This window comes from Nonomuraea muscovyensis, assembly GCF_014207745.1.
Lineage (GTDB): Bacteria > Actinomycetota > Actinomycetes > Streptosporangiales > Streptosporangiaceae > Nonomuraea > Nonomuraea muscovyensis.
This window is the reverse complement of record NZ_JACHJB010000001.1, coordinates 2918498-2940105: the sequence shown is the minus strand read 5'-3', so window position 1 is coordinate 2940105 and position 21608 is coordinate 2918498. Positions and strand designations below refer to the sequence as shown.

Here is a 21608-nt window from a genome sequence, read left to right as displayed (position 1 = left end):
TTGCCCAGCTAACGTGGTTGCATGCGAGCGATCGACATCACCGCCCCCGGCGGGCCCGAGGTGCTGGAGTGGCGCGAGGTGCCGGATCCGCGCCCCGAGCAGGGCGAGGTCGTCATCGAGGTGACGGCGGCCGGGGTCAACAGGGCGGACGTCCACCAGCGGCGCGGCTTCTACGACCCGCCGCCCGGCGCACCGCCGTACCCGGGGCTGGAGGTCTCCGGCGTGGTCGCGGAGGTCGGCGACGGCGTCGAGGGGTTCAGGCCGGGCGACGAGGTGTGCGCCCTGCTGGCGGGCGGCGGCTACGCCGAGCGGGTGGCCGTGCCGTGGCAGCAGCTCATGCCGGTGCCCGACGGCGTCTCGCCGGTGCGGGCCGCCGCGCTGCCCGAGGTGGCGTGCACGGTCTGGTCCAACGTGTTCATGCTGGCCAGGCTGCGCCGTGGCGAGACGCTGCTGGTGCACGGCGGGGCGAGCGGCATCGGCACGTTCGCGGTCCAGCTCGCCAAGGCGCTCGGCTCGCGGGTGGTGACGACCGTGGGGTCGGCGGAGAAGGCGCGGCGGCTGACGGAGTTGGGCGCCGACGAGGTCGTCAACTACCGTGAGGAGGATTTCGCCGACCGGTTGAGTGCCGACGTCATCCTCGACATCATCGGCGCCAAGTACCTCGCGCAGAACATCAGGGCGCTCAACACCGGCGGACGCATGGTGACCATCGGCCTGCAGGGCGGTGCGAAGGCGGAGCTCGACCTGGGCGCCCTGCTGACCAAGCGCGCCTCCATCCACGGCACCACGCTGCGCGCGCGTCCGGTCGACGAGAAGGGCGCGATCGTGCGCAGCGTCGTCGACAACGTGTGGCCGCTGGTCAGCGCGGGTGCGCTGCGTCCGGTGGTGTACGCGGAGGTGCCGATGGCCGAGGCGGCCGAGGCGCACCGGATGCTCGATTCCGGCGAGCACATCGGGAAGATCCTGCTAGTACGGTGAGACATATGAATGCTGAGGACAACAACACCTCCCACATCGTGGTGGTGGGCCCTGACTTCCAGGGCAAGGCCGACAGCGGCGACGACGAGCGGTCGGTCACCAACCTGGTCGAGCAGCCCGCCAAGGTGATGCGGATCGGCAGCATGATCAGGCAGCTTCTGGAGGAGGTGCGCGCGGCTCCCCTCGACGAGGCCAGCCGCAAGCGGCTGAAGGAGATCCACGAGTCCTCCATCAAGGAGTTGGAGGACGGCCTGGCGCCTGAGCTGGTCGACGAGCTGGAGCGGCTGTCGCTGCCGTTCACCGACGACAACGGCGTGCCGCCGAGCGACGCCGAGTTGCGCATCGCCCACGCCCAGCTCGTGGGCTGGCTCGAAGGGCTGTTCCACGGCATCCAGACCACCCTGTTCGCGCAGCAGATGGCGGCCCGGGCCCAGTTGGAGCAGATGCGCAGGGCGCTGCCCGGCGTGCCGCACGGTGACGACCAGCACCGCCCGCCGGGCGGTTCGGGCCCCTACCTGTAAGGCGCTCGGCCGAAGAGGTCTTCGAGCACTCGGGCGACCCCGTCCTCGTTGTTGGCCGCCGTCACGTGATCGACAGCGGCCAGCACGTCGGGATGGGCGTTCGCGACGGCGTACGACTTGCCTGCCCAACTCAGCATGGGCAGGTCGTTGGGCATGTCCCCGAACGCCACCACCTGCGCGGGCTTGATCTCGTGCCGCTCCGCCAGCACGGCCAGGGCTGTGGCCTTGGTCACACCGTGCGCGCTCATCTCGATCAGCCCTCTGCCGCTGGAGTGGGTCGCGGTCACCAGGTGACCCACGAGGTCGTGCACGGTGGCGTGCAGGCTGTCGGGGTCCATGTCGGGGTGCAGGGCCAGCAGCTTGGCGCAGGGCTGCGAGGTCAGCGTGCCCGCGCCCACCCGCAGCCCGCCCACGGCCTTGCTGTCCCAGCCCCCGAGGGGGAAATCGGACTCATGCGCAAATCCCCCCTCATACTCGACCGAAAATGCGAGCTCGGGCACGTTCGCTCTTAGCTGAGCGACGACTTCGGCCAGGACCTCCGGGGTGATAAGTCGTGATTCGACTATCCTTTCGGTATGTAGATCGTAGATCAACGCTCCGTTAGCACAGATGGCCAGGCCTCTGTGCCGAGTGGCGCTCGCCACACCGCTCATCCAGCGTGGCGGGCGGCCGGTCACGAAGACGAGCATGGCCCCCGCCTCCTCGACCTTGGCGAACGCCGCGGCCGTGCGGGGAGAGACGGTTCCGTCGGCGCGCAGGGCGGTGCCGTCGAGGTCGGTGGCCACGAGGCGGGGCGCGGGAAGGCTCTGCATAACACGTTCCAGTTTGCCCGGTCATGCGGCCGGCCAGAAATCTTCCCTGGGACGGGAACACCAACGCGCCAGAATGGTGTTAGATGTGATGGCGTTGTATTAGCTGATCCCGTAGTGAAAACCAGCATGACATTGTCTGAGCCACCCCGGGTGCTTGCTGTACGACACACCGGGACTCGCGAGGTGCGGGTCCCATAGATTCACATCCTGAGGGAGAGCTTTTATGGCTCAGGGAACCGTCAAGTGGTTCAACGCCGAGAAGGGCTTCGGCTTCATCGCCCCGGACGGCGGTGCGCCGGACGTGTTCGTGCACTTCTCCGAGATCGTCGGCAACGGCTACCGCAGCCTTGAAGACGGCCAGCGAGTGGAGTTCGAGATCACGCAGGGCCAGAAGGGGCCGCAGGCCTCTCAGGTCCGTGCCATCTGACCTGTAGCAGCGAGACAGGCCGGGGTTCGCTTCCAGCGGACCCCGGCCTTTCGCCGTTCCAGGGCGCGGTTCGGTCACGGATGTGACTCAGGTCATACCGTGACCGAACCTCCGCGTCTCCCGGACGATCTGTCCCGGTATGAGGCATGCGTGGTTGTGTCACCCCGTGACCATGGTCGCGGCCGTCGTCCTGCTTCTCAACGACCACCTGCTCAAGCAGGCCCATCCCGGGTTCGTCACCGGCAAGCTGAGTGACGTCGCGGGGCTCGTCGTCGCCCCGCCGCTCGCGGCCCTGCTCCTCGCCAGACGCGCCGACCTGGCCGTCATGCTGGCGACCGGGGCGCTCTTCACGCTCGTCAAGACCACGGAGACGGGCGCACAGGCGGCCTCCCACCTCTGGACCCTCGCAGCCGGTCCGTCGCGCGTCCTGGCCGATCCCACGGATCTCGTGGCGCTCCCCGCGCTCGCCCTCGCCTGGTGGGTACGCCGCCGCACCCTCACCCCCGCCCCACGGCCGCGTCCCGCAGCGGGAGGGGGGCCGGTGGCCACGGAACGGTGGGGTCCTGGGGCAGGACGGTGGCGAGCGGTGGCGGGCGTGGCGCTGGCCGTGGTCGCCGTGACGGCCTCGGGGGTCTACTACCCTCCGCCCCCGGTTCTCGCCGTGCGCGTCGAGGGCCAGCGCGTCGTGGTGGTCGCCGGCTACCTGGCGCCCGACGGCCCGGTCCAGGGTCTCGTGTCCACGGACGGCGGGCGCACCTGGTCGGAGGAGACCGTGGCCGCGCCGGACGGAACCGGCCCCGTCGGGGCGCCGAGCGCCGCGTGCGTGCCGTACCAGGCGCGGCGGTGCTACCGCGTCGTCCCCGGACGGGTGGCCGTCGAGCAGTCCGACGACGGCGGCACCACCTGGCACGCCTCGTGGGAGCTGTCCCAGGGCCGGATCGACGTCCTGGCCAGGACGCACCCGACCACGGACATGACGGCGGCGCGGTCACGAGGGCTGGCCGTGCAGCCCCGGCCGGGCGGGCACGTCGTGGTGGTGGCGAGCGACGCCGCCGGCCTCACGGTCCGCGACGTCTCCGGCGACTGGCGCCACGTGGGCTGGCCGGAGTTCGCGGCTCCCTGGTCCGCCGATCCCGTGGAGGGCGAGCGGGAGGTGGCCTACGTCTTCGCCCTCGCCGTGCTGCTGGGCGCACTCGGATCGGGCATGCGGCGGCTGCACCCGCCGTACATGGCCTTCGCGCTGCTGGCCTGCGGCGGGCTGTACTACACCACCCTGCGCGGATTCGCCGACCACCATCTCGGCGAGGTGCGACCGGTGGCGCTGGCACTCGGCGCCGCCGCGACGCTCCTGGGCGTCGTCGTGTGCCTCTCCCTCGCCGCCGCCGGGCGCGCACGGGGGCGGGCGTTGCTCGTCGGCCTGGCGGGCGCGCCGCTCGCCTTCGCCGCTGTGTACGCGCCCTTCCACGGCTGGGCGCGGGGCACCCCGGACTCCTACGGCATCGCCGTGGCGATGGCGGCCTGCCTGGCCGTGACGGTGCCGGCGGCGGTCGTCGCGCTCGTCCGCCGCCAGGCGGCCGCGCCCGGCCCCGAGGACTACTTGGCGGGCTCCAGCACGTCGAGGCCCACGTAGGGGCGCAGCGCCTGGGGCACCACGACCGAGCCGTCGGCCTGCTGGTGGTTTTCCAGGATGGCGACGATCCAGCGGGTGGTGGCCAGGGTGCCGTTGAGCGTTGCCAGGTGCTGCGGCTTGCCGTCCTTGTCGCGGTAGCGGACGCCGAGCCGGCGCGCCTGGAACTCCGTGCAGTTGGAGGTCGAGGTCAGCTCGCGGTAGCGGCCCTGGGTGGGGATCCACGCCTCGCAGTCGAACTTGCGGGCGGCCGACATGCCGAGGTCGCCCGCGGCCGTGTCGATGATCCGGTAGGGCACCTCGATGGCGGCCAGCATCTCCTTCTCCCAGCCGAGCAGCCGCTGGTGCTCCTCGTGCGCCTCCTCGGGGCGGCAGTAGGAGAACATCTCCACCTTGTCGAACTGGTGGACGCGGATGATGCCCCGGGTGTCCTTGCCGTAGGAGCCCGCCTCGCGGCGGAAGCAGGACGACCAGCCGGCGTAGCGCAGCGGGAGCTGGTCGCCGGCCAGGATCTCCTGGGCGTGGTAGCCGGCCAGCGACACCTCGGAGGTGCCCACCAGGTAGAGGTCGTCCTCCGGCAGGCGGTAGATCTCCTTGTCGTGGGCCACGTGGAAGCCCGTGCCCTGCATGGTCTCGGGCTTGACCAGCACCGGGGTGATCATCGGGACGAAGCCGTGCGCGATCGCGTGCTGCATGGCCATGTTGAGCAGGCCGAGCTGCAGCCGGGCGCCGACGCCCTTGAGGAAGAAGAACCGCGAGCCCGACACCTTCGCGCCGCGCTCCATGTCGATGGCGTCGAGCAGCTCGCCCAGCTCCAGGTGGTCCTTCGGCTCGAAGTCGAACGTCCGCGGCTCGCCGTGCGTCTCCAGCACGACGTAGTCGTCCTCGCCTCCGGCGGGCGCGTCGGCCTCGACGATGTTGGGCACCGTCTGCAGCAGCTCGTCGAGCTCGGCGCCCAGTCGCTCGGCCTCCGCCTCGGCGGCCCTGACCTCGGCAGCCAGCTCCTTGGCCCGGGCGAGCAGCGCCGCTTTGTCCTCGCCCTGCGCCCTGGAGACCGACTTGCCCAGGCTCTTCTGCTCCGCGCGCAGCGACTCGAAGCCGGTCAGCGCCGAGCGGCGGCGCTCGTCCAGGTCGAGCAGCTTGTCGACGACGGAGTCGTCCTCGCCGCGGGCACGCTGCGATGCCCGGAGCCGGTCGGGGTCCTCACGAAGGGTGCGCAGGTCAATCACAAGAAGAGGCTACCGGTGCCGGACAGCGGTTGGCCTCCCGAATACGGCGCCTATAGTAGGTCGATGCGGCTGGAGCTGCGCCACCTGCGCGCGTTGCGCGCCATTGCCGACGCCGGCAGCCTCAGCCGGGCCGCCGCCCAGGCAGGCGTCTCGCAGCCCGCGCTCACCGCCCAGTTGCGGCGCATCGAGGAGACCTTGGGCGGCCAGATCTTCCGTCGCGGCCGGGGCGGGATCACGCCGACCCCGTTCGGTCAGTTCGTGCTGACCCGGGCCCGCGCGGCGCTGGCCATCGTGGACGAGCTGCTCGACGGCGGCGACCCCGGGTCCGGGCCGGCCCGTCTCGGCGGTTACGCCAACCCGGTGCTCAGCGGGCTGCTCACGCGGCTGTTCGAGATCCCCGGCCTGGCCGTCACCGTGCAGACGGAGCACTCCCCCCGGCTGCTGCTCGACCTGCTGGCCTCCCGCCGGCTGGACGCCGCCACACTGGTCGACTACCCCGGCCACCGGTTGCCGTCGGTGCCCTCGATCGAGACGCGGAGCGTGGGCGTCGAGCCGGTGTTCGTCGCGATGAGCAGCCGGCATCCGCTCTCCGGACGGCCCGAGGTAGGGCTGGCCGACCTGGCGGAGGCGGACTGGGTGCTGTCGCCGCCCGACGGGGTGGGCTGGCCGGAGTGTTTCACCGCCGCCTGCCGCGAGGCGGGCTTCACGCCACGGGTGCCGCATCTCATGGTCGAGGTGGCCATGATCCGCGAGCTCGTCGCCCGCCGCCGGGCCCTCTCGCCCTGCCGGGCCACGTTCGCCGCCGACGAGGACATCGCGGTCCTCCCGATCGCCGGCACGCCGCTGTGGATGCGACACCTCGTCGCCTGGCGGCGCGACGGTCCGCTCGCGCGGCACGGCGACCTCCTGGTGCGCCTGGCCACCCGGGCGCACCAGGAGGCGCTGGACGCGTGCCCGCACTACACCGCCTGGCTCGCCCGCCAGGAGCCCGGGCCGCCCGCCGACGCCGACCCGGGGTGACGACGGTGCCCGCCTCCGTCCGGGGGCGGGCACCGCGCCTTCTCGCCCGGGGCGGGCGCCGGGGCGTCAGGTCCCGGTGCGGGCCCGGATGGCCGCGATCATGATGTCCAGGCCGACGCTGTTGAACGGCCTGCCCAGGGTGCGCATGAGCGAGTCCTGGGAGGGCCGGTGGATCCCGGTGCGGTACTGGTGGGCGCCCGCGTAGGTGCCGATGACGCCACCGTCGGGGGTCGGCCGGCCGAGGTAGGCGTACCACTTCAGCCGGTAGGCCGACATCTGGGAGGACGAGTAGACGCTGATGTTCGGCGCGGACGGCTCGGGCCCGCTGTAGCGGTCGTAGGGATAGTCGTACTCGTCGCCCAGACCGCCGACCGAGTGGCCGAGCTCGTGCACCGCGATCCACCCGGACTGGGGGTTGCCGCCCGAGGCGGTGGCCACGCCGCCGCCGGCGCCCCCGTAGGTGGTGGAGTTGGCCAGCGCGATCACCTGGTCCGCCTCGGGTGCGTAGGCGGCGTAGGACCGCGCCGCGCGCTCGTTCACGCACAGCAGGCGCTGCATGTTCGCGCACCAGAACCCCATGCCGAGCGCGGTGTCGCGGGAGACGCCCCGGTAAGGGTCGTGGTCCACGCCCGACTCCGGTGAGACGACGTTGACCATCCAGACGTTGAACGAGTCCTTGTACGACCGGAAGGGCTCCACCGTGATCATGTGGGCCCACTTGCCCGCCACGTGGTTGCGGAAGGCGCCCAGCTCGGCCGCGGTGTAGCCGTCGCCGACGAAGACCAGGTCGAAGCGGCGGTCAGAGGGGCCCGTCCGCTGAAGGGCGACCACGGTGGGCGGCGCGGCCGTGATGCGGGCGGTGCGGGGCTCGGTCCGCTCGGGGACCTCGACCCGCTCGATCGTGCCGTCGGGGGAGAAGACCTCCACCCATTCGACGGGCTCGGTGGGCGGCGGCTGGGCGGCGGCCGGGCCGGGGGCGGCGAGGAGCGCGGCGGCGACCAGGACGACGGCCGCTAATCGGGGGGTGTGGCGCACGGCATCTCCTTGGACGGATGCGTTGGACGTCCCCCCAAGGCTGACCGAACGCCGAGACGGGGAGTAATCTCTCTTGTGGATAACTCCCCGGTTATGCCGCCCGTCGGCTCGTCAGACCTGGCCGGCGCGTACGCGGGCCAGCCAGTCGGCCGCCTCGGCGAACTCGGTGTCGGAGGTGCCGGGCTTGACCTGCGGCGCGACGCCGTCGGCACGCGGATAGCTGCCGAGGAAGCGGACCTCGCCGCAGATGCGGTGCAGCCCCGCGAGGGCCTCGCCGACCCGGGCGTCGGCGGCGTGCCCCTCGAAGTCGAAGTGGAAGAAATAGCGGCCGATGCCGTCGCCGGTGGGCCGCGACTCGATGCGGCTCAGGTTGACGCCGCGCACCGAGAACTCCGTCAGCATCTCCAGCAGCGCGCCCGGGTGGTCGTCGGCGAGGAAGACGACGAGCGTGGTGCGGTCGGAGCCGGTGGGCTCGGGCAGCGGGCCGGGCCGGTTGACCCTGACGAACCTGGTCACGGTGTCGGTCCGGTCGCCGATGTCGCCGGCCAGCTCGACCAGCCCGTAGTGCTCGCCCGCGATGGGCGCCGCGATGGCCGCGTCGTAGGGGGAGCCGGGCAGCGAGACCTCCTGGGCCGCGGCGGCCGTGGAGGGCGCGCTCACCACGACGGCGTCGGGCAGCTCGCGGGCGACGAAGGCGCGGCTCTGGGTGATGGCCGCCGGGTGGGTGTAGACCCGCTTGATGTGCGGGATCTCGGTGCCGGGCCGGGCCAGCAGCGAGAAGCGCACCGGCAGCAGCAGCTCGGCCGTGATGAGCAGCGGCTCACCCCAGGCGAACTCGTCGAGGGTGGTGGTGATGGCGCCCTCGACGGAGTTTTCGAGCGGGACCACGGCGCCGTCGGCCTCGCCGTTGCGCGCGGCGGCGAGCGCGGCGGGCACGCTGGCGCAGGGCAGGCGCTCGGCGTCGGGCTCCAGGAGCCGCAGGGCCTCCTCGGTGAAGGTGCCCTCGGGTCCAAGGTAGGCGAGTCTGGGCATGGTTACAGAGTATCCGCAGGTTGTCGCGATGCGCGCGGCTTTGTGATGACGGGTCCGAGCCCGAGCCGGGCGGCGCGCACAGCCTCCTGCTCCTCGGGCGCCAGCGGCTGCTCGCCCCGGCCCCCGGTTATGGCGCGTACGTAGGTGCGGGTTTCGGACCTGCCGTTGATGGAGGTCAGCACGATGCCGTCGCCGAGCCCGTTCATCAGGGCGACCGAGAACGACAGCCTGCCGGACATCTCCTCCAGCGCGTCGTAGCGGCAGACGGCCACGTCGCGGATGGCTCGCAGGTCACCGCCGCCGCTCGCGGCCCGAACGAGCTGCCTGCGGCAGTCGTCGATCTCGGCCCTCGCCCGCCTGAGCGCGAGGTAGCCCACCACCGCGCCGCCGAGCCCCGCGGCGGCGCCCATCCATATGGCTATCAGCACGCTACAGAGCGTAACGCTCGGGCAAAGCGGCGGGAACGCCTCGGGCCCGCCGTTCCGGCAGCCAGGACGCCAGCAGCCAGACCAGGGCCAGCGCCCCCAGCCCGTAGCCGTTCTGCACGATCTTGCCCAGCACCGGGCTGAGCACGGGGATCTCGGCGGCCTTCAGCGACACCCCCCACCAGGGCACCGGCACCACGTAGAAGAGCCACACCCCGGCCGCGACCCGCAGCCTGACCGGGTCGCGCCCGTCACCCACGATCGCGCCCAGCACCACGACGACCCACGCCAGGTGGTGGATCCAGGCGACCGGCGACAGCAGCACGGCCATCAGCCCGACCAGCGCCACCGCCGTCATCGTGTCGTGCGCCCGGCAGGCGTCGCGGGCCGCGCGGAAGCCGTACCAGCCGACCACGGCCACCACCGCCAGCCAGATCACGGACGTCAGCGCGTCGGGCAGGTACAGCCGGATGAGCATGCCGCGGACCGACTGGTTGGTGGTCGCGGCGTTCGCGCCGAGCCGTTCGGGGTCGAGCAGCGCGGAGAACCAGAAGCCCGCGGCGTCACGCGGCACCACCGCGAACGGCAGCAGCGTGAGCAGCCCGGCGGTGAACGTCGCCATGGACAGCGTCCGCCACTGCCGCGTCACCAGCAGGTAGACGAGGAAGACGCCGGGGGTGAGCTTGACGGCGACCGCAAGCCCGATCAGGAACCCGCGCGGCCACCACGGCCGCCTGGCCACGCAGTCGGCCAGGCACAGGGCCACGAGCAGGATGTCCACCTGCCCGAACCGCACCTGGTCGCGGATCGGCATCAGGTACGCGCAGGCCACCATGACGAACGCGAACACCCACGGCGCGTGCCTGCCCAGCACGTCGCGGAAGGCGTGGCCCACGGTCACGGCGAGGGCCGCGTAGATCCCGATCGTCCAGACCCACTGGGCCGTCTCCCACGACATGAGCGCGAGCAGCGTGGCCAGCATCGCCGCGATCGGCGGGTAGGTGAACGGCAGGAGCTGCGGGGCGGGCGTGACGAAGTCGTAGACGGGCCGGCCCTCCAGCAGCATCTGCCCGCCGGTGCGGTACACGTCGAGGTCCACGAGGCGCTGGTCGTCGGGGTTCGTCAGCCAGTGCTCGACCAGCGGCGCCACGGCAGCGGCGACGACGATCACCGCGAGGGCCCACTGCCACCACTGCCGCCGGAACGACGGCGTCACGCCACCTGTCACGGTGTGGCACGTTACCGTGGCTTTGATTCGTCGAGGCGCACACACCGGGGGTCCGCACATGCCGCACGCCGCTTTCAGGGCGCTCATCCTGGGCGTGATCCTGGCGTGCCTGACCCTGCCGGCTCCCGCCCTGGCCGCCACCGCCGCCACCGCCGGCACCACGGCCACCGCCGGCACCACCGGCTCCGCCGCCACGGGCGCCGCTCCGAGCGGGCGGGTGGCCCTGGTCGGGGTTCCCGGGCTGGAGTGGAGCGACGTGGACGAGTCGCGCACCCCCACCCTGTGGCGGCTCGTCGCCCAGGGCGCCTCGGCGTCCCTCTCGACGCGGACCGTGCCGCCCCCGGACCGCGGCATCACCTGTCCCGTCGCCGGCTGGCTGACCGTCTCGGCGGGCCAGCGGGCGGGCACGGCGGGCCGGGGCTGCCCGCCCACCCCCGCTCCGCGCCCCGACGGGACGGGCGCGAGCGTGCCCGGCTGGGCGGACCTGGCCGCCCACCAGGCGACGACCGGCTACGACGCGCGGATCGGCACCCTCGGGCGGCTGGTGACCGCCGCCGGCGGCCGGGTCGCCGCCATCGGGCCGGGCGCCGCGCTGGCCGCCGCCGACGGGTCCGGGCGCGTCGCCGGTTACGCGGACTCGGTGGAGGCCCTCGCCGACCTCGCCCCGTACGAGCTGATCGTCATGGAGGCGCCCGACCTCGCCGCCGCCTGGGCCGGCCGGCCGCTGGACGAGTACGGCGTGCCGGGCGCGATGCCCGCGCCGGTCAGGCGGGCGGCGGCGGAGGCGGCGGACCGCCGCGTCGGCGCCCTGCTCGGCAGGCTCCCCGCCGGCACGACCGTCCTGGTCGCCGGCGTCTCCGACGTCACCCCGAACCCCCACCTGCACCTCGCCCTGGCCACCGGCCCGTCGCCCGCCGGCGAGCCCTACCGGCACGGCCACCTGACGGCGAGCTCCACCCGGCAGGACGCCCTGGTCACGATCTCCGACGTGACGGCCACCGCGATCGCTGCCCTCGGCCTGGAGCAGCCGCGCGAGGTGGTCGGCCGCGTCTGGCAGAACGGCGGCCCGGCACCGGCGGCTCCCGCCGCCACGATCGCCGGGCTGGTGGACGCCGACCTGGCCAGCCAGGTGCTGCGGGAGGTGCGCGGGCCGTTCTTCGCGGTGTTCGTGACCGTGCAGCTCGCCTTCTACGTCTTCGCCGCGCTGACGCTGCGCCGCCGCCGGGAGGCCAGGGCACCCGGCACGCCCGCCCGCGACGACGCCGCCACCTCGCGGGTGCTGGCCACCGTGCAGGTGGTGGCGGTGGTGAGCGGGGCGATCGCCGTGTCCACGTTCCTGGCGCAGCTCGTGCCGTGGTGGACGCTACCTGCGCCGATGCTCTCGCTGATCACGACGATCGTCGCCATCGCCGGGCTGATCGCCGGGGTGGCGTTCGCCGGGCCGTGGCGCGGCCACGTGCTGGGGCCGCTCACGGTGGTCGCGGCCGTGACGTCGGTGGCGATGCTGCTGGACGTGATGACCGGCTCCACGCTCCAGGTGAACGCCGTGAGCGGCTACGAGCCGGTCACCGGCGGCAGGTTCTACGGCTTCAGCAACATCGCCTTCGCCATCTACGCGACGGGCACCATCCTCGCCCTCGCCGGGGTGTCGCAGTGGCTGGCCGGCCGGGGCGTTCCGAGGTTCGTCTCCCTGCTCGTCTGCGCCGGCTACGGCGGTCTCGCGGTCTTCGCCGACGGGTGGCCGTCCTGGGGCGCCGACTTCGGCGGCGTGCCCGCGTTCGTGACGGGCCTGGCGGTGTTCGGGATCCTGCTGTCGGGCAGCCGGGTCTCGGTGCTGAAGCTGCTGCTCGTGGGGGCCTCGGGGGCTGTGCTGATCGGCGCCATCGCGGTGTTCGACTGGCTGCGGCCGCCGGCCCAGCGCACCCATCTGGGCGCGTTCGTGCAGCAGGTCATCGACGGCCAGGCGCTGACCGTGATCGGCCGCAAGTTCGGCGCGATGGTCGGCGTGACCGTGGGCAACTGGTCGCTGACGTTGCTGTCGCTGGTGGCGCTGGCGTTCCTGTTCCTGGTGCTCGACCGGCCGTCGCGCTGGGGGGCCTCCGCCCTCGGCCAGGCCTACGCCCTCGCCCCGCCGCTCCGGGCGGGCCTGATCGGCGCGCTGACCTGCGCCTTCATCGGCTTCCTGATCAACGACTCGGGCATCGCCATCCCGGCCATGGCGCTCACCGTGGCGGTGCCGCTGGCACTGGCCGCGTCCGTGCGCGCCCTGCGGCTCGCCCCCGCAGGACCGCCCAGCACACCAGCGCCGCCGTCAGCGCCAGCAGCACGGGCGGAACGACCTGAGGCCGGACCACGGTCATGAGCCACCCCATGTCCGGCGGCAGCACGTCCACCCGCGCCGGAAGGTAGGCCAGCGACAGCACGAGCAGGTGGGCCACCAGGAACCCGTCCAGCGCCGACGCCGCGACCAGCGCCACCAGGCCGAACGCCATCCCGTCGTACCAGGGCAGCACGTACGGCGTGGCGAACACGTACGCGGTGACCAGCGCCGCCGCCACCACCTCGGCCGGCAGCTCGCCGTAGGTCCGGCCGGCCAGGCGCAGCAGCGACCAGGCGACCACCGCCAGCACGACCAGCGAGCCGGCCTGGATCTCACCCCGGTAGGCGCTGCCCTCGCCGACGAGCGCCTGCAGCCAGCCCTGCACGAGCTTCCAGTACGACGCGTGCGAGATCGCCTTGCTGGTGCGGGTCACCGGGCCGACGGAGTCGAGCCCCGCGACGGCGTACCCGGCGACCACGACCGCCAGCGCGACCCCCGCCATCACCGCCAGCCGTCCCGGGCGGCGCCGCAGCTCCCACGCCGGGCCGAGGGCGACCAGCCCGGCGTTGACCTTCACGGCCACGCCCAGGCCGAGCAGCAGGCCCGACGCGGCGGGGCGGGCCCGCGCGAGCAGCGCCGCCACCATGCAGGCGACGGCCAGCGTGTCCACGTGCATGCCGGCGACGAGGTGATAGAGCAACAGCGGGTTGGCCGTCCACAGCAGCGCCGCCCGCAGCCGCCGCCGGGGGTCGTCACGGGTGAACCGGTCGACGATCAGCCCTGTGATCACGAAGGCCGCCGCGTTGACCAGGGCCAGCACGAACACCGTGAGCCTCGGCGAATCGCCGCCGACCCAGCTCGCCAGCGCCTGCACCGCCGTCGCGACCGGGCCGTAAACGCTGGGCTCCTCCCGCCAGGGCGCCTCGACGGCGTCGGCGACGGGGTCGCCGGGCAGGCCGGTCGCGCCGTGCGTGTACGGGTTGACGCCGAGGACCACCATGCGCCCGTACGCGGCGTAGTTGAGGTGGTCGCCGGAGCCGGACGGCGGCAGGAACGCGAGCACCCCGGCGGCGGCGCACCCCAGCATCACGAGCCGCCCGGCCATGCGGCCGAGGTCCGCGCCACCGGGGCCGGTGCCGCCGGCGCGTATGCCGGTGCCTGTGCCTGTGCTTGTGCCGTCGAGGTCAGCGCCGTCGTGGTGGCGGAGGATGCGCAGGGCGGCCAGCGTGCCGAGCCCGCCGAGCAGGATGGCGGCGGCGGCCAGCGCGACCGCGAGGTGCGGCCCGGGCCCGGCCTCCAGCGAGAACGGCGGCAGCCACGCGGGGCCGCCCAGCCCCGGCACCATCGCGGACGGCCCGAGAAGGCCGATGAGGATCGTCAGCAGGACCGAGCCGCCGATCGCCGCCGTGGCCGCTCCCGCCGCCCGGGTGCCGCCTCTCGCGCTCCGCGTCTCGGATCTCACCCGCAAATTCCAGCACACCACCGCGAGAGCCCGCGCCCGCACACCCGCCCGCACACCCCGCCTGCGCACCCGCCCGCACACCCAGGTCCGCGGGCCGGCGACCTCGGGCACGGCCCGTGGTCCCGGGCTCCCTCTCGCCGCCCACCGCGCCCGGTGGTGTGGCAGGGCTGCGCTGTATGGGTGGTTTGCGTGGGGCGGATCAGCGGTTGGCGCGAAGTTTGTTGAGGTTTTGGGCGATCAGCGGCTCGCGAGCCGCCAGAGCGAGCCCCACGTCCCTGAGCTGCCTGGCGCGATGGAGCTGGGCGCGCCAGTCGGTGCCCGTGGCTCGGTGGCTCATCTCCACCTCGACCTCCGTCACCCGGAAACCCTTGCGCAGCAGGTCGATCGTCAGCCCGGTCTCCACGCCGAACCCGTGGGCCAGCGGCCGGGCGGCCTCGAAGGCGTCGCGGGTGAGACAGCGCTGGCCGTTGAGCGGCTGCCTGGCCTCGAAGCCCGTGGCGCGGCGGATGCCGTCACGCGCCAGCCTGACGACCATGCCGTGGCCGCCGAGCCTGACCCGGGTGGCGAAGACGGCGATCGTCATGTCGGCCTCGCCCGCGCGGACCGGCGCGACGAGCGCGGCCGCCGCACCGGCGGTGTCGCCGAGGTCGGCGTCGAGGAAGAGTAAGTGGCGCGGCGTCGGGCCGTCCAGCAGGCGGACGGCCTCGGCGCCCGTCTCCATGGCGGCGGCCTTGCCGCGGTTACGGCTGTGGCGCACGACCCGCGCCCCGGCGGCCCGCGCGACCTTGCCGGTCTGGTCGGCCGAGCCGTCGTCGACGACCACCACCAGATCGACGCCCGGCAGGGCCAAGGCCGCGGTGACGGTGGCGCCGATGCGGTGGGCCTCGTCCTTGGCGGGCACGACCACGGCGGTGTCGCCGTCGGCCGGTGCGTGCGTGGCGTCGGTCACACCGTCCTCCCCAGCCGTCATGATCCCTCGGCGATGAGAAACTCCTGCGGCACCTCGTCGTGCACGGTGAACACCGAGTCGAGCCCGGTGACCTGCAGGATCTTGCGGACGGCCGGCCGGGGGGCGGCCACGTGGAGGGAGCCGCCGCGCTCCTTCATCCGTTTGAGCGCCGACAGCAGGACGTTCATCCCCGTGGAGTCGCAGAAATCCACGCCGGACATGTCGATGACCACGCGGCTGGGCCCGTCCTGCAGCAGGCGGGTGAACTCCGACTGCAGGTGGGGTGCCGTATAGAGGTCGATTTCGCCGGCGATCGCAACGAGTGCATGGCCGGCATGTGATCGAGTCGAGACCTTGAGCTCCACAGGGGCAGGCTAGCGGCGCGGAGCGCCCGGGTCACGTTGTCACGCCGAGAGGGAGACCACCGGTTTTTGTCATCAGTTTGGGCTCCATGGAGACGGAGAGTACGCGAAGCTTGACGGTGTGACACCGGCACGGCCGGAAGGGGGCGGCCCGGCACCTCCGCATCCGGTCACCACTTCACCGAGAAGGAGGGGCTGGGCGAGACACGGGCCCGCGTATCGCGATGAACACTGAACAACCCGAAGATCCTCAGCGTCAACGGCTCCGCGAACACCTGGAGACCATCCTCATCCGCACCGAGAAGGCCGCCTCCTGGCGGGAGGAGTCGGGGCGCCTGCGCTGTCTGGTCAACCACGAGGGCTTCGTCCCCGTGCGCACCCGGCTGGCGGTCGAGGACCTCGACTTCCTGTCCGGGGCGCGTGAAGACCTGATCACGTTCACCGAGCTCACCCTGAGGCTGCTCGACCTGCACCAGCCTCGCGACGCAGGCGGCATCACGAGCGACGCCGCGCACCCGATCCTGCGGTGCCGGAGCTGCATGTGGCGCTGGCCATGCCCGACATTTCGTGCGATGTCGGAGGCGTTCGGCACGGCCTTCCCTCCCCTGCCGGAGTCCGCCTGACAGCCCGTCATGACGTCTGATCGCCTCGGCCGGCGCGCGCAGAGCTCCGCGCGCCACCCGCCGCCGATCAGCGCACCAGGGGGAGCCGGATCTCGAAACGGCATCCGGGCCCGTCGTTGACCACGCCGATCATCCCATCGTGGGCCTCGACGATGCCCTGGGCGATCGCCAGGCCGAGCCCGGCTCCCCCGTCGGGCGTCGGCGTCCGGGCGGCCTCGCCCCTGAACGCCACGTCGAACACCCGTGGCAGGTCCTCGTCCGGGATCCCGCCGCAGCAGTCGGAGACCGACAGGCAGGCCATCCCCGCCTCGACCCCCGCCCGCAGCACGACGGTCCGGTCGGATGGCGTGTGGCGGATCGCGTTGACCACGAGGTTGCCCAGCGCCCGGCCGAGCGCCCCCGGGTCGGCCTCCACAGGCACGGCCCCCATCGCCTCGGCGGCCAGCCGCACCCCCTTGGCGCGGGCCAGCGGCTCGGCTCCGGCGACGGTGTCGGCCACCAGGTCGGCCAGGCCGATCCTGGCCCGCGAGAGCCGCAGCGCCCCGGCGTGGATGCGCGACAACTCGAACAGGTCGTCCACCATCGCCGACAGGCGCTCCACCTCCAGCTTGATCTGCCCGTGGTAGCGGGCGACGGTCGCCGGGTCGGACACCACCCCGTCCTCCAGCGCCTCGGCCATCGCCCGCATCCCGGCGAGGGGGGTGCGCAGGTCGTGGCTGACCCACGCCACCAGCTCGCGCCGCGCCTCCTCCAGGGCTCGCTCGCGGGCGCTCGCCTCCTCCAGCGTGTCGGCGATCGTCTGCAGCTCGGCGGGCAGCCCTCGGGGCGCGGTGAACGGCAGTTCCCGTACGGCGGCGACCAGCCGCCTGCTCTCCCCCACGACCCGCCTGGCCAGCGCGAACGCCACTCCCAGCCCCACCAGCCCGCCCACGGCGACGACGCTGAGCACGATGTCGCGCACCCGGCCCTCGATGATCATCATGAGCGTGATGGCCACCACGCCCGCCAGGGTCGCGACGACCGAGACCACCATCACCACGGCCAGCATCACGCCGATGGACCGCCTGCGCAGCGACCACGTCGCCCACACGCCGAGCACGGCCACCACCAGTCCGAGCCCGGCGGTGACCGCCACGATCACGCCCAGGTCGCCCATCGCGGCGGCCCGCGCGAGCCCGCCGAGGCCGGTCATCCCGGCGACTCCAGGGGCTCGTAGCGGTAGCCGACGCCCCACACCGTGACGATCCTGCGCGGCCGCGTCGGGTCGGGCTCGATCTTCTCGCGCAGCCGCCTGACGTGCACCGTCACCGTCGAGGAGTCGCCGAACGACCAGCCCCACACCTGGTTCAGCAGCGCCGACCGGCTGAACGCCTGGCGGGGGTTGCGCATCAGGTAGGCGAGCAGGTCGAACTCGCGGGCGGTCAGCGGCACCTCGCCGCCGTCCAGCCGTACCTCGTGGGCCCCCACGTCGACGACCAGGCCGGCGTCGCGCAGCACCCCCGAGCCGGCCGTGACGGACGCGCCACGCGCCCGCCGCAGCACGGACTGGACGCGCAGCGCCAGCTCGCGGGGGCTGAACGGCTTGGTCACGTAGTCGTCGGCACCCGTCTCCAGGCCCACCACGCGGTCGATCTCCTCGCCCAGGGCGGTCAGCATGATGACCGGGACGGGCCAGCGTTCGCGGAGCCTGCGGCACACCTGCAGCCCGTCGACCTTGGGCAGCATGAGGTCGAGCACCATGAGGTCGGGCGGCCGGGCCAGCGCCCGCCGCAGCGCCTCCGCCCCGTCGCCGACGCACTCCACCTCGTGCCCGTCGCGCTCCAGGTAGCGCGCCACCACCTCGGCCACGGTGGGATCGTCCTCGACCACGAGGATGCGCGTGTTCACCTCTTCACGGTACGGCCGGGCCACCCTGTGCCGACACCCGGGACGACACCCACGTCATCGGTTCGTAAGCCTCGCGGATCATGCCCACAGGACGTACGGTGGGCTCATGAGTCGAGTCGTCATGCTCGTGCTGGGCGCGCTCCTGGCGCTCTTCGTGCTGTTCAACTTCGTGCTGCCCATGATCATGGGTCTGCTGAAGGTCGCGCTGATCATCGGGGTGGTCGCCCTGCTGGTCTTCATCGCGGTGACCCTGGTCGGCAAGACGTCCCGCTGAGCCCGTGACCGCGTTCCTGCTCGACCCCTGGCTGATGGGCGTCACGATGGTGGCGGTCCTGCTGCTGGTCAGCTGGGCCGCCAGGCTGCTGCCGCTCGGCACCGCCGAGCCGTCCGGCTTCCCGCTGGTCTACGCCCGGCGCACGGCGTTCCAGCGGCAGCGCGATCCCGGCGCGGCCGGCCGGCCACGCCCCCGAGCGCCTTCCCCCTGCCCCGCTTCCCGTTAGCGGGGCTTCGTCTTCGACGAGCCCTGAGTCCGTCTTCCTCTGTGTGAAGACTTCCTCATGTCTGAAGGGCTCATGATCGATTCTCTTGTCACGTTCGTCGTCGGCATGTCCGGGGGCCACGCCGCCCTCGCCATCGTGCTGTTCACACTGGCCGTACGGGTGCTGCTGCTCCCGCTGAGCGTCCGGCAGGCGCGCAGCGCCAAGGTCAAGGAGCGGCTGGCGCCGGAGCTGCGCCGGCTGCAGAAGCGGTTCGGGCGCGATCCGCAGCGGCTCAGCAAGGAGGTCTCCGCGCTGTACGCCAGGGAGGGCAGCTCGCCGTTCGCCGGAATCCTGCCGGGGCTGGCCCAGTTGCCGTTCCTGTGGCTGATGTACCAGGTCGCCACGCATCCGACCGCGCTCGCCGGCCAGCAGTTGCTGGGGGTTCCGCTGGGTCAGCAGGTGGCCGGCGTGGTAGCCAATTACGGACTGATCAGTTGGCCATTTTCGGTCTTCGCTGTGATCATCGCACTGGTCGCACTGGTGGCGTGGCTGTCGTCACGGAAGATCCGCGCCACGCTCACGGAGGAGCAGCCCGAAACGCTGCGGAAGATCATGCCGTTGCTGCCGTGGGGCTCGGTCGTCGCCGCGGCGATGCTGCCGCTGGCCGCCGGACTGTACCTCCTGGTGTCCACGGCCTGGACCTTCGGCGAGCGCGCCGTGCTGGCCGCCCGCGTCGGCTAGCCGGCCTCTCTCAGGGCTGCGACGTGCCCGTTCATCGAGCCGTTGCCGTTGGGCGCGGACAGGATGGCCCACACGGTCGTCATCTCGCCGTCATGGCGAACGCCCCAGCTCTCGGCCACGTACTCGACGATGCCGAGCCCCCTGCCCCCCAGCGATGAGAGGGTGGGGCGGCCCGCGCGCGGCTCGGTGGCGGCTCCCCCGTCGCTCACCGCCACCTCGATCCGGTCGCCGCTGCGCAGCCACGCCACCTTGACCATGCCCGACGGCAACGGATGGGCGTGTCTCAGCGCATTGCTGAGCAGCTCGCTCACCACCAGTACGGCGTCGTCGATCGCGGCGTCGAACACGCCGAGATCCTGCAGGTCAGTGCTCAGACGCTGGCGGGCAACGGCGACGCTGGACGGCGCGTACGGCAGCAGCACCATGCTTGACACACCCACCTCCCCGTCTACCAGTGCCCCCCGCGGGAACACTCCCCGGTACGACCGAAATGCCCCGTTACTCAATCCCAGAAACCGCATCTCGATCACAGCTTGTACACATTGGACTGTAGGTCAGCACATCCGTGACCACCTCGTTACCGCATCGGTGTGTCGGATCCAGTAATGGAGGCGGTGCCGATGACGAGCCGCATCCGGGTGCCGCCGCCGTCGCGCGAGTGGGCGCTCACGTCGCCGCCCTGGGCCCTGGCCAGGCTCCGCACGATGTAGAGGCCGAGCCCGACACCGCCGAACCTCCTGCGGTCGCCGCTGTCGACCTGGACGAACCGCTCGAAGATCCGTTCCCGGTCCGGCGGGGCGATGCCGACGCCCTCGTCGTCCACGACGACCACCACCGTGTCGTCCTCCGGCCACGCCTCGACCCGGATCAGGCCGCCTGCCGGGCTGTACTTGAACGCGTTCTCCAGCAACTGGCCGAGCACGATCTCGGTGGCCAGCGCGTCGCCCCGGACCGGCGGCAGGTCCTCCGGGACGGTCACCTCGACCCGGTGCCGGTCGGACAGCTCGGGCAGGCCGAGCGTCGCCGCGTGGATGCGTTCGGTCAGGTCGAACGCCTCGACCCGGACCTTCAGCTCGTCCGCGCCGGCGCGGGAGCCGAGCAGCAGATGGTCCATGAGCCGTCCCAGCGACCGGGCCCGCTCGGCGATCGTGTGGACGGCGGAGCGGCGCTCGGGGTCGGTCAGCTTGTCCCAGCGCGCGTCCAGTGTGCTGGCGAAGCCGCGCACGATCGTGATCGGGGTGCGCAGCTCGTGGCTGGTGGTGGCCAGGAAGAGGTCCTTGGCCTCCTCCAGTTCCTTGGCCTGGGTCACGTCGCGGAAGTCGACCACCACCTCGCCGGTCTCCTCGATCTGGGCGCCCACCACGTCCAGCCAGCGCCCGTTCGGCAGCCGGAAGGTCAGCTTCTCGCCCGGCCCCGGCAGCGCGAACGGCGGCGGCAGGTCCAGCACCGCGTCGGCGGGCAGGGCGGTGAGCTCGGTCGCCGCGGGGTTCCACCGGATCACCCGTCCCTCGCGGTCCAGCACGGCGATGCCGTCGGCGCTCGCGTCGAACAGCGCCCGCTCGTGGGCCCGCTGGCGGATCGCCTCCTGGTAGGCCATCGCGTTGCCCACGGCGATCCCCGCGTGCCCGGCGAGCAGTTCGAGCAGCTCCAGCTCCAGGTGGCCGGGCCGGCCGTCGGCGAACAGCGCGTACAGCGCGCCGTAGGGGCGCCCGCCCACGGCCGCGAGACCGAGCGCGATGGTGTGCAGTCCGGACAACTCGGCCCAGACCAGTTCGCCGAGGCCGCCGGACTCCAGCAGGACGGTCCGGCCGGTGCGCAGCAGCTTGCCGACGAGGCTGGTGCGCAGATCGGCCGTCGCGCCCTTGAGCGTCTCGGGCAGCCGGTGGGTGCTCACCAGGCGCAGGCGTTCGCCCTCGATGAGCACGAAGCCGCCCGCGTCGGCGCCCGTCAGCTCGGTCAGGCTGGCCGCGATCCGGTCGAGCACGGCCGACAACTCCAGCTCGGCGTTGATGTCGGCGACCACGTCGGTCAGCCGGCGCACGAGCTGCGCCCGGCGCGCCACGCGCTCGCGGGCCGCCTCGTCGGCCTCGGCGGGGTGGTGTTCGCAGACGTAGCCCACCACCGAAGTGCCGATGACCAGCGCGCTCGTGTCGACCCGGACGTCGATCACGCCGCCGTCGCTGCGTAACCGCCTGGTCTGCAGCCTCACCTGACCGCCCGTGCGCACGCGTTCGAGCACCGCGTTGTGCTCGGCCGTCAGCTCGTCCGGCACGATCGGCGCCCGGCGGCCCAGCATCTCCTCGGCTGTCCAGCCGAAGAGCCGTTCGGCCGCCGGCGTCCACACCAGGACGGTCTGGTCGCGGTCGAGCGCGATCAGCGCGTTGGGCGAGGCGGCGAGCACCGCACGGGCGATCTCGTCGTCACTGCCGGCCCACTCGTCACCCACATCTC

General features: G+C 72.7%; 22 protein-coding genes and 1 pseudogene. 10 read left to right on the top strand and 13 right to left on the bottom strand.

Features of this window, described 5'->3' with window-relative positions; translation table 11 throughout:
* Positions 1-21 precede the first annotated feature (21 nt).
* Both FHU36_RS13970 and FHU36_RS13965 read left to right on the top strand, forming a co-directional pair.
* Positions 22-978 carry an NAD(P)H-quinone oxidoreductase gene (locus tag FHU36_RS13970; RefSeq protein ID WP_185084115.1) on the top strand — a complete coding sequence of 319 codons (957 nt, stop codon included), beginning with the start codon at positions 22-24 and terminating at the stop codon, positions 976-978.
* 5 nt (positions 979-983) lie between these two features.
* A complete protein-coding gene (locus tag FHU36_RS13965) occupies positions 984-1499 on the top strand; it encodes a bacterial proteasome activator family protein (protein WP_185084114.1) in 516 nt (171 codons plus the stop codon).
* Here FHU36_RS13965 and FHU36_RS13960 read toward each other — a convergent pair.
* The gene (locus FHU36_RS13960; protein ID WP_312891577.1) at positions 1490-2284 is read right to left on the bottom strand and encodes an HAD family hydrolase; all 795 of its coding nucleotides are present in this window, start codon (positions 2282-2284) and stop codon (positions 1490-1492) included. The two genes, FHU36_RS13965 and FHU36_RS13960, sit on opposite strands and share 10 nt — an antisense overlap.
* Before the next feature lie 250 nt (positions 2285-2534).
* On the opposite strand from FHU36_RS13960, the gene FHU36_RS13955 reads away from it, so the two are divergent.
* Positions 2535-2738, top strand: a complete 204-nt coding sequence (locus tag FHU36_RS13955) for a cold-shock protein (protein WP_043619750.1) — start codon at positions 2535-2537, stop codon at positions 2736-2738.
* Between the two features lie 166 nt (positions 2739-2904).
* Entirely contained in the window at positions 2905-4368 is a 1464-nt protein-coding gene (locus tag FHU36_RS13950; RefSeq protein ID WP_185084112.1) for a sialidase family protein, read from the top strand.
* On the opposite strand, the gene serS is transcribed toward FHU36_RS13950, so the two are convergent.
* Complete coding sequence (serS, locus tag FHU36_RS13945; protein WP_185084111.1) at positions 4332-5594, bottom strand: serine--tRNA ligase; 1263 nt, start codon at positions 5592-5594, stop codon at positions 4332-4334. The two genes, FHU36_RS13950 and serS, sit on opposite strands and share 37 nt — an antisense overlap.
* 63 nt (positions 5595-5657) lie before the next feature.
* Between serS and FHU36_RS13940 the strand changes: the two genes are divergently transcribed.
* The gene (locus FHU36_RS13940; protein WP_185084110.1) at positions 5658-6614 is read left to right on the top strand and encodes a LysR family transcriptional regulator; all 957 of its coding nucleotides are present in this window, start codon (positions 5658-5660) and stop codon (positions 6612-6614) included.
* A gap of 66 nt (positions 6615-6680) precedes the next feature.
* On the opposite strand, the gene FHU36_RS13935 is transcribed toward FHU36_RS13940, so the two are convergent.
* The 4 genes from FHU36_RS13935 to FHU36_RS13920 form a co-directional block, all read right to left on the bottom strand.
* Positions 6681-7649 carry a M64 family metallopeptidase gene (locus FHU36_RS13935; protein ID WP_185084109.1) on the bottom strand — a complete coding sequence of 323 codons (969 nt, stop codon included), beginning with the start codon at positions 7647-7649 and terminating at the stop codon, positions 6681-6683.
* A 111-nt stretch (positions 7650-7760) separates the two neighbouring features.
* Positions 7761-8681 (bottom strand): prephenate dehydratase, encoded by a 921-nt coding sequence (pheA, locus tag FHU36_RS13930; RefSeq protein WP_185084108.1) that lies wholly within the window; start codon positions 8679-8681, stop codon positions 7761-7763.
* 2 nt (positions 8682-8683) lie between these two features.
* Positions 8684-9109 (bottom strand): DUF4446 family protein, encoded by a 426-nt coding sequence (locus FHU36_RS13925; protein WP_312891576.1) that lies wholly within the window; start codon positions 9107-9109, stop codon positions 8684-8686.
* Position 9110: 1 nt separating this feature from the next.
* Positions 9111-10334, bottom strand: a complete 1224-nt coding sequence (locus FHU36_RS13920) for a glycosyltransferase 87 family protein (RefSeq protein WP_312891575.1) — start codon at positions 10332-10334, stop codon at positions 9111-9113.
* A gap of 58 nt (positions 10335-10392) precedes the next feature.
* Between FHU36_RS13920 and FHU36_RS44365 the strand changes: the two genes are divergently transcribed.
* Positions 10393-12696, top strand: coding sequence for a hypothetical protein (locus FHU36_RS44365; protein WP_246502039.1), 2304 nt, complete (start codon positions 10393-10395; stop codon positions 12694-12696).
* A 181-nt stretch (positions 12697-12877) separates the two neighbouring features.
* Here FHU36_RS44365 and mptB read toward each other — a convergent pair.
* The 3 genes and pseudogenes from mptB to FHU36_RS13905 form a co-directional block, all read right to left on the bottom strand.
* Positions 12878-13741, bottom strand: a pseudogene (mptB, locus tag FHU36_RS44360) (polyprenol phosphomannose-dependent alpha 1,6 mannosyltransferase MptB); the annotation flags it as partial.
* 574 nt (positions 13742-14315) lie between these two features.
* A complete protein-coding gene (locus FHU36_RS13910) occupies positions 14316-15086 on the bottom strand; it encodes a glycosyltransferase family 2 protein (RefSeq protein ID WP_185084107.1) in 771 nt (256 codons plus the stop codon).
* Positions 15083-15430 (bottom strand): STAS domain-containing protein, encoded by a 348-nt coding sequence (locus FHU36_RS13905; RefSeq protein WP_185084106.1) that lies wholly within the window; start codon positions 15428-15430, stop codon positions 15083-15085. Before FHU36_RS13905 ends, FHU36_RS13910 begins: the two co-directional genes overlap by 4 nt.
* A gap of 221 nt (positions 15431-15651) precedes the next feature.
* Here FHU36_RS13905 and FHU36_RS13900 point away from each other — a divergent pair, with 221 nt between their 5' ends.
* Positions 15652-16050, top strand: coding sequence for a hypothetical protein (locus tag FHU36_RS13900; protein ID WP_185084105.1), 399 nt, complete (start codon positions 15652-15654; stop codon positions 16048-16050).
* Positions 16051-16117: 67 nt separating this feature from the next.
* Here the strand turns inward: FHU36_RS13900 and FHU36_RS13895 are convergent, their stop codons facing one another.
* Both FHU36_RS13895 and FHU36_RS46310 read right to left on the bottom strand, forming a co-directional pair.
* Entirely contained in the window at positions 16118-17242 is a 1125-nt protein-coding gene (locus tag FHU36_RS13895; protein WP_221495874.1) for a sensor histidine kinase, read from the bottom strand.
* Positions 17239-17937, bottom strand: a complete 699-nt coding sequence (locus FHU36_RS46310) for a response regulator transcription factor (RefSeq protein ID WP_185084104.1) — start codon at positions 17935-17937, stop codon at positions 17239-17241. Before FHU36_RS46310 ends, FHU36_RS13895 begins: the two co-directional genes overlap by 4 nt.
* Before the next feature lie 106 nt (positions 17938-18043).
* On the opposite strand from FHU36_RS46310, the gene FHU36_RS13885 reads away from it, so the two are divergent.
* The 3 genes from FHU36_RS13885 to FHU36_RS13875 all read left to right on the top strand — a co-directional run bounded on the left by FHU36_RS13885 (position 18044) and on the right by FHU36_RS13875 (position 19157).
* A complete protein-coding gene (locus FHU36_RS13885; protein ID WP_180903609.1) occupies positions 18044-18211 on the top strand; it encodes a hypothetical protein in 168 nt (55 codons plus the stop codon).
* 4 nt (positions 18212-18215) lie between these two features.
* A complete protein-coding gene (locus FHU36_RS13880) occupies positions 18216-18437 on the top strand; it encodes a DUF6412 domain-containing protein (RefSeq protein WP_185084869.1) in 222 nt (73 codons plus the stop codon).
* 72 nt (positions 18438-18509) lie between these two features.
* A complete protein-coding gene (locus FHU36_RS13875) occupies positions 18510-19157 on the top strand; it encodes a YidC/Oxa1 family membrane protein insertase (protein WP_185084103.1) in 648 nt (215 codons plus the stop codon).
* Here the strand turns inward: FHU36_RS13875 and FHU36_RS13870 are convergent.
* A complete protein-coding gene (locus FHU36_RS13870) occupies positions 19154-19582 on the bottom strand; it encodes an ATP-binding protein (protein WP_185084804.1) in 429 nt (142 codons plus the stop codon). The two genes, FHU36_RS13875 and FHU36_RS13870, sit on opposite strands and share 4 nt — an antisense overlap.
* A 152-nt stretch (positions 19583-19734) precedes the next feature.
* Positions 19735-21603 carry a sensor histidine kinase gene (locus tag FHU36_RS13865; RefSeq protein WP_185084102.1) on the bottom strand — a complete coding sequence of 623 codons (1869 nt, stop codon included), beginning with the start codon at positions 21601-21603 and terminating at the stop codon, positions 19735-19737.
* Between the last annotated feature and the right edge of the window lie 5 nt (positions 21604-21608).

Excerpts from the sequence above, each read along its gene's own strand:
- FHU36_RS13970 (WP_185084115.1), top strand. The coding sequence starts at position 22 with ATGCGAGCGATCGACATCACCGCCCCCGGCGGGCCCGAGGTGCTGGAG.
- FHU36_RS13965 (WP_185084114.1), top strand. The coding sequence starts at position 984 with ATGAATGCTGAGGACAACAACACCTCCCACATCGTGGTGGTGGGCCCT.
- FHU36_RS13955 (WP_043619750.1), top strand. The coding sequence starts at position 2,535 with ATGGCTCAGGGAACCGTCAAGTGGTTCAACGCCGAGAAGGGCTTCGGC.
- FHU36_RS13940 (WP_185084110.1), top strand. The coding sequence starts at position 5,658 with ATGCGGCTGGAGCTGCGCCACCTGCGCGCGTTGCGCGCCATTGCCGAC.
- pheA (WP_185084108.1), bottom strand. The coding sequence starts at position 8,681 with ATGCCCAGACTCGCCTACCTTGGACCCGAGGGCACCTTCACCGAGGAG.
- FHU36_RS44365 (WP_246502039.1), top strand. The coding sequence starts at position 10,393 with ATGCCGCACGCCGCTTTCAGGGCGCTCATCCTGGGCGTGATCCTGGCG.
- FHU36_RS13910 (WP_185084107.1), bottom strand. The coding sequence starts at position 15,086 with ATGACGGCTGGGGAGGACGGTGTGACCGACGCCACGCACGCACCGGCC.
- FHU36_RS13900 (WP_185084105.1), top strand. The coding sequence starts at position 15,652 with ATGAACACTGAACAACCCGAAGATCCTCAGCGTCAACGGCTCCGCGAA.
- FHU36_RS13895 (WP_221495874.1), bottom strand. The coding sequence starts at position 17,242 with ATGACCGGCCTCGGCGGGCTCGCGCGGGCCGCCGCGATGGGCGACCTG.
- FHU36_RS13885 (WP_180903609.1), top strand. The coding sequence starts at position 18,044 with ATGAGTCGAGTCGTCATGCTCGTGCTGGGCGCGCTCCTGGCGCTCTTC.
- FHU36_RS13875 (WP_185084103.1), top strand. The coding sequence starts at position 18,510 with ATGATCGATTCTCTTGTCACGTTCGTCGTCGGCATGTCCGGGGGCCAC.
- FHU36_RS13870 (WP_185084804.1), bottom strand. The coding sequence starts at position 19,582 with ATGGTGCTGCTGCCGTACGCGCCGTCCAGCGTCGCCGTTGCCCGCCAG.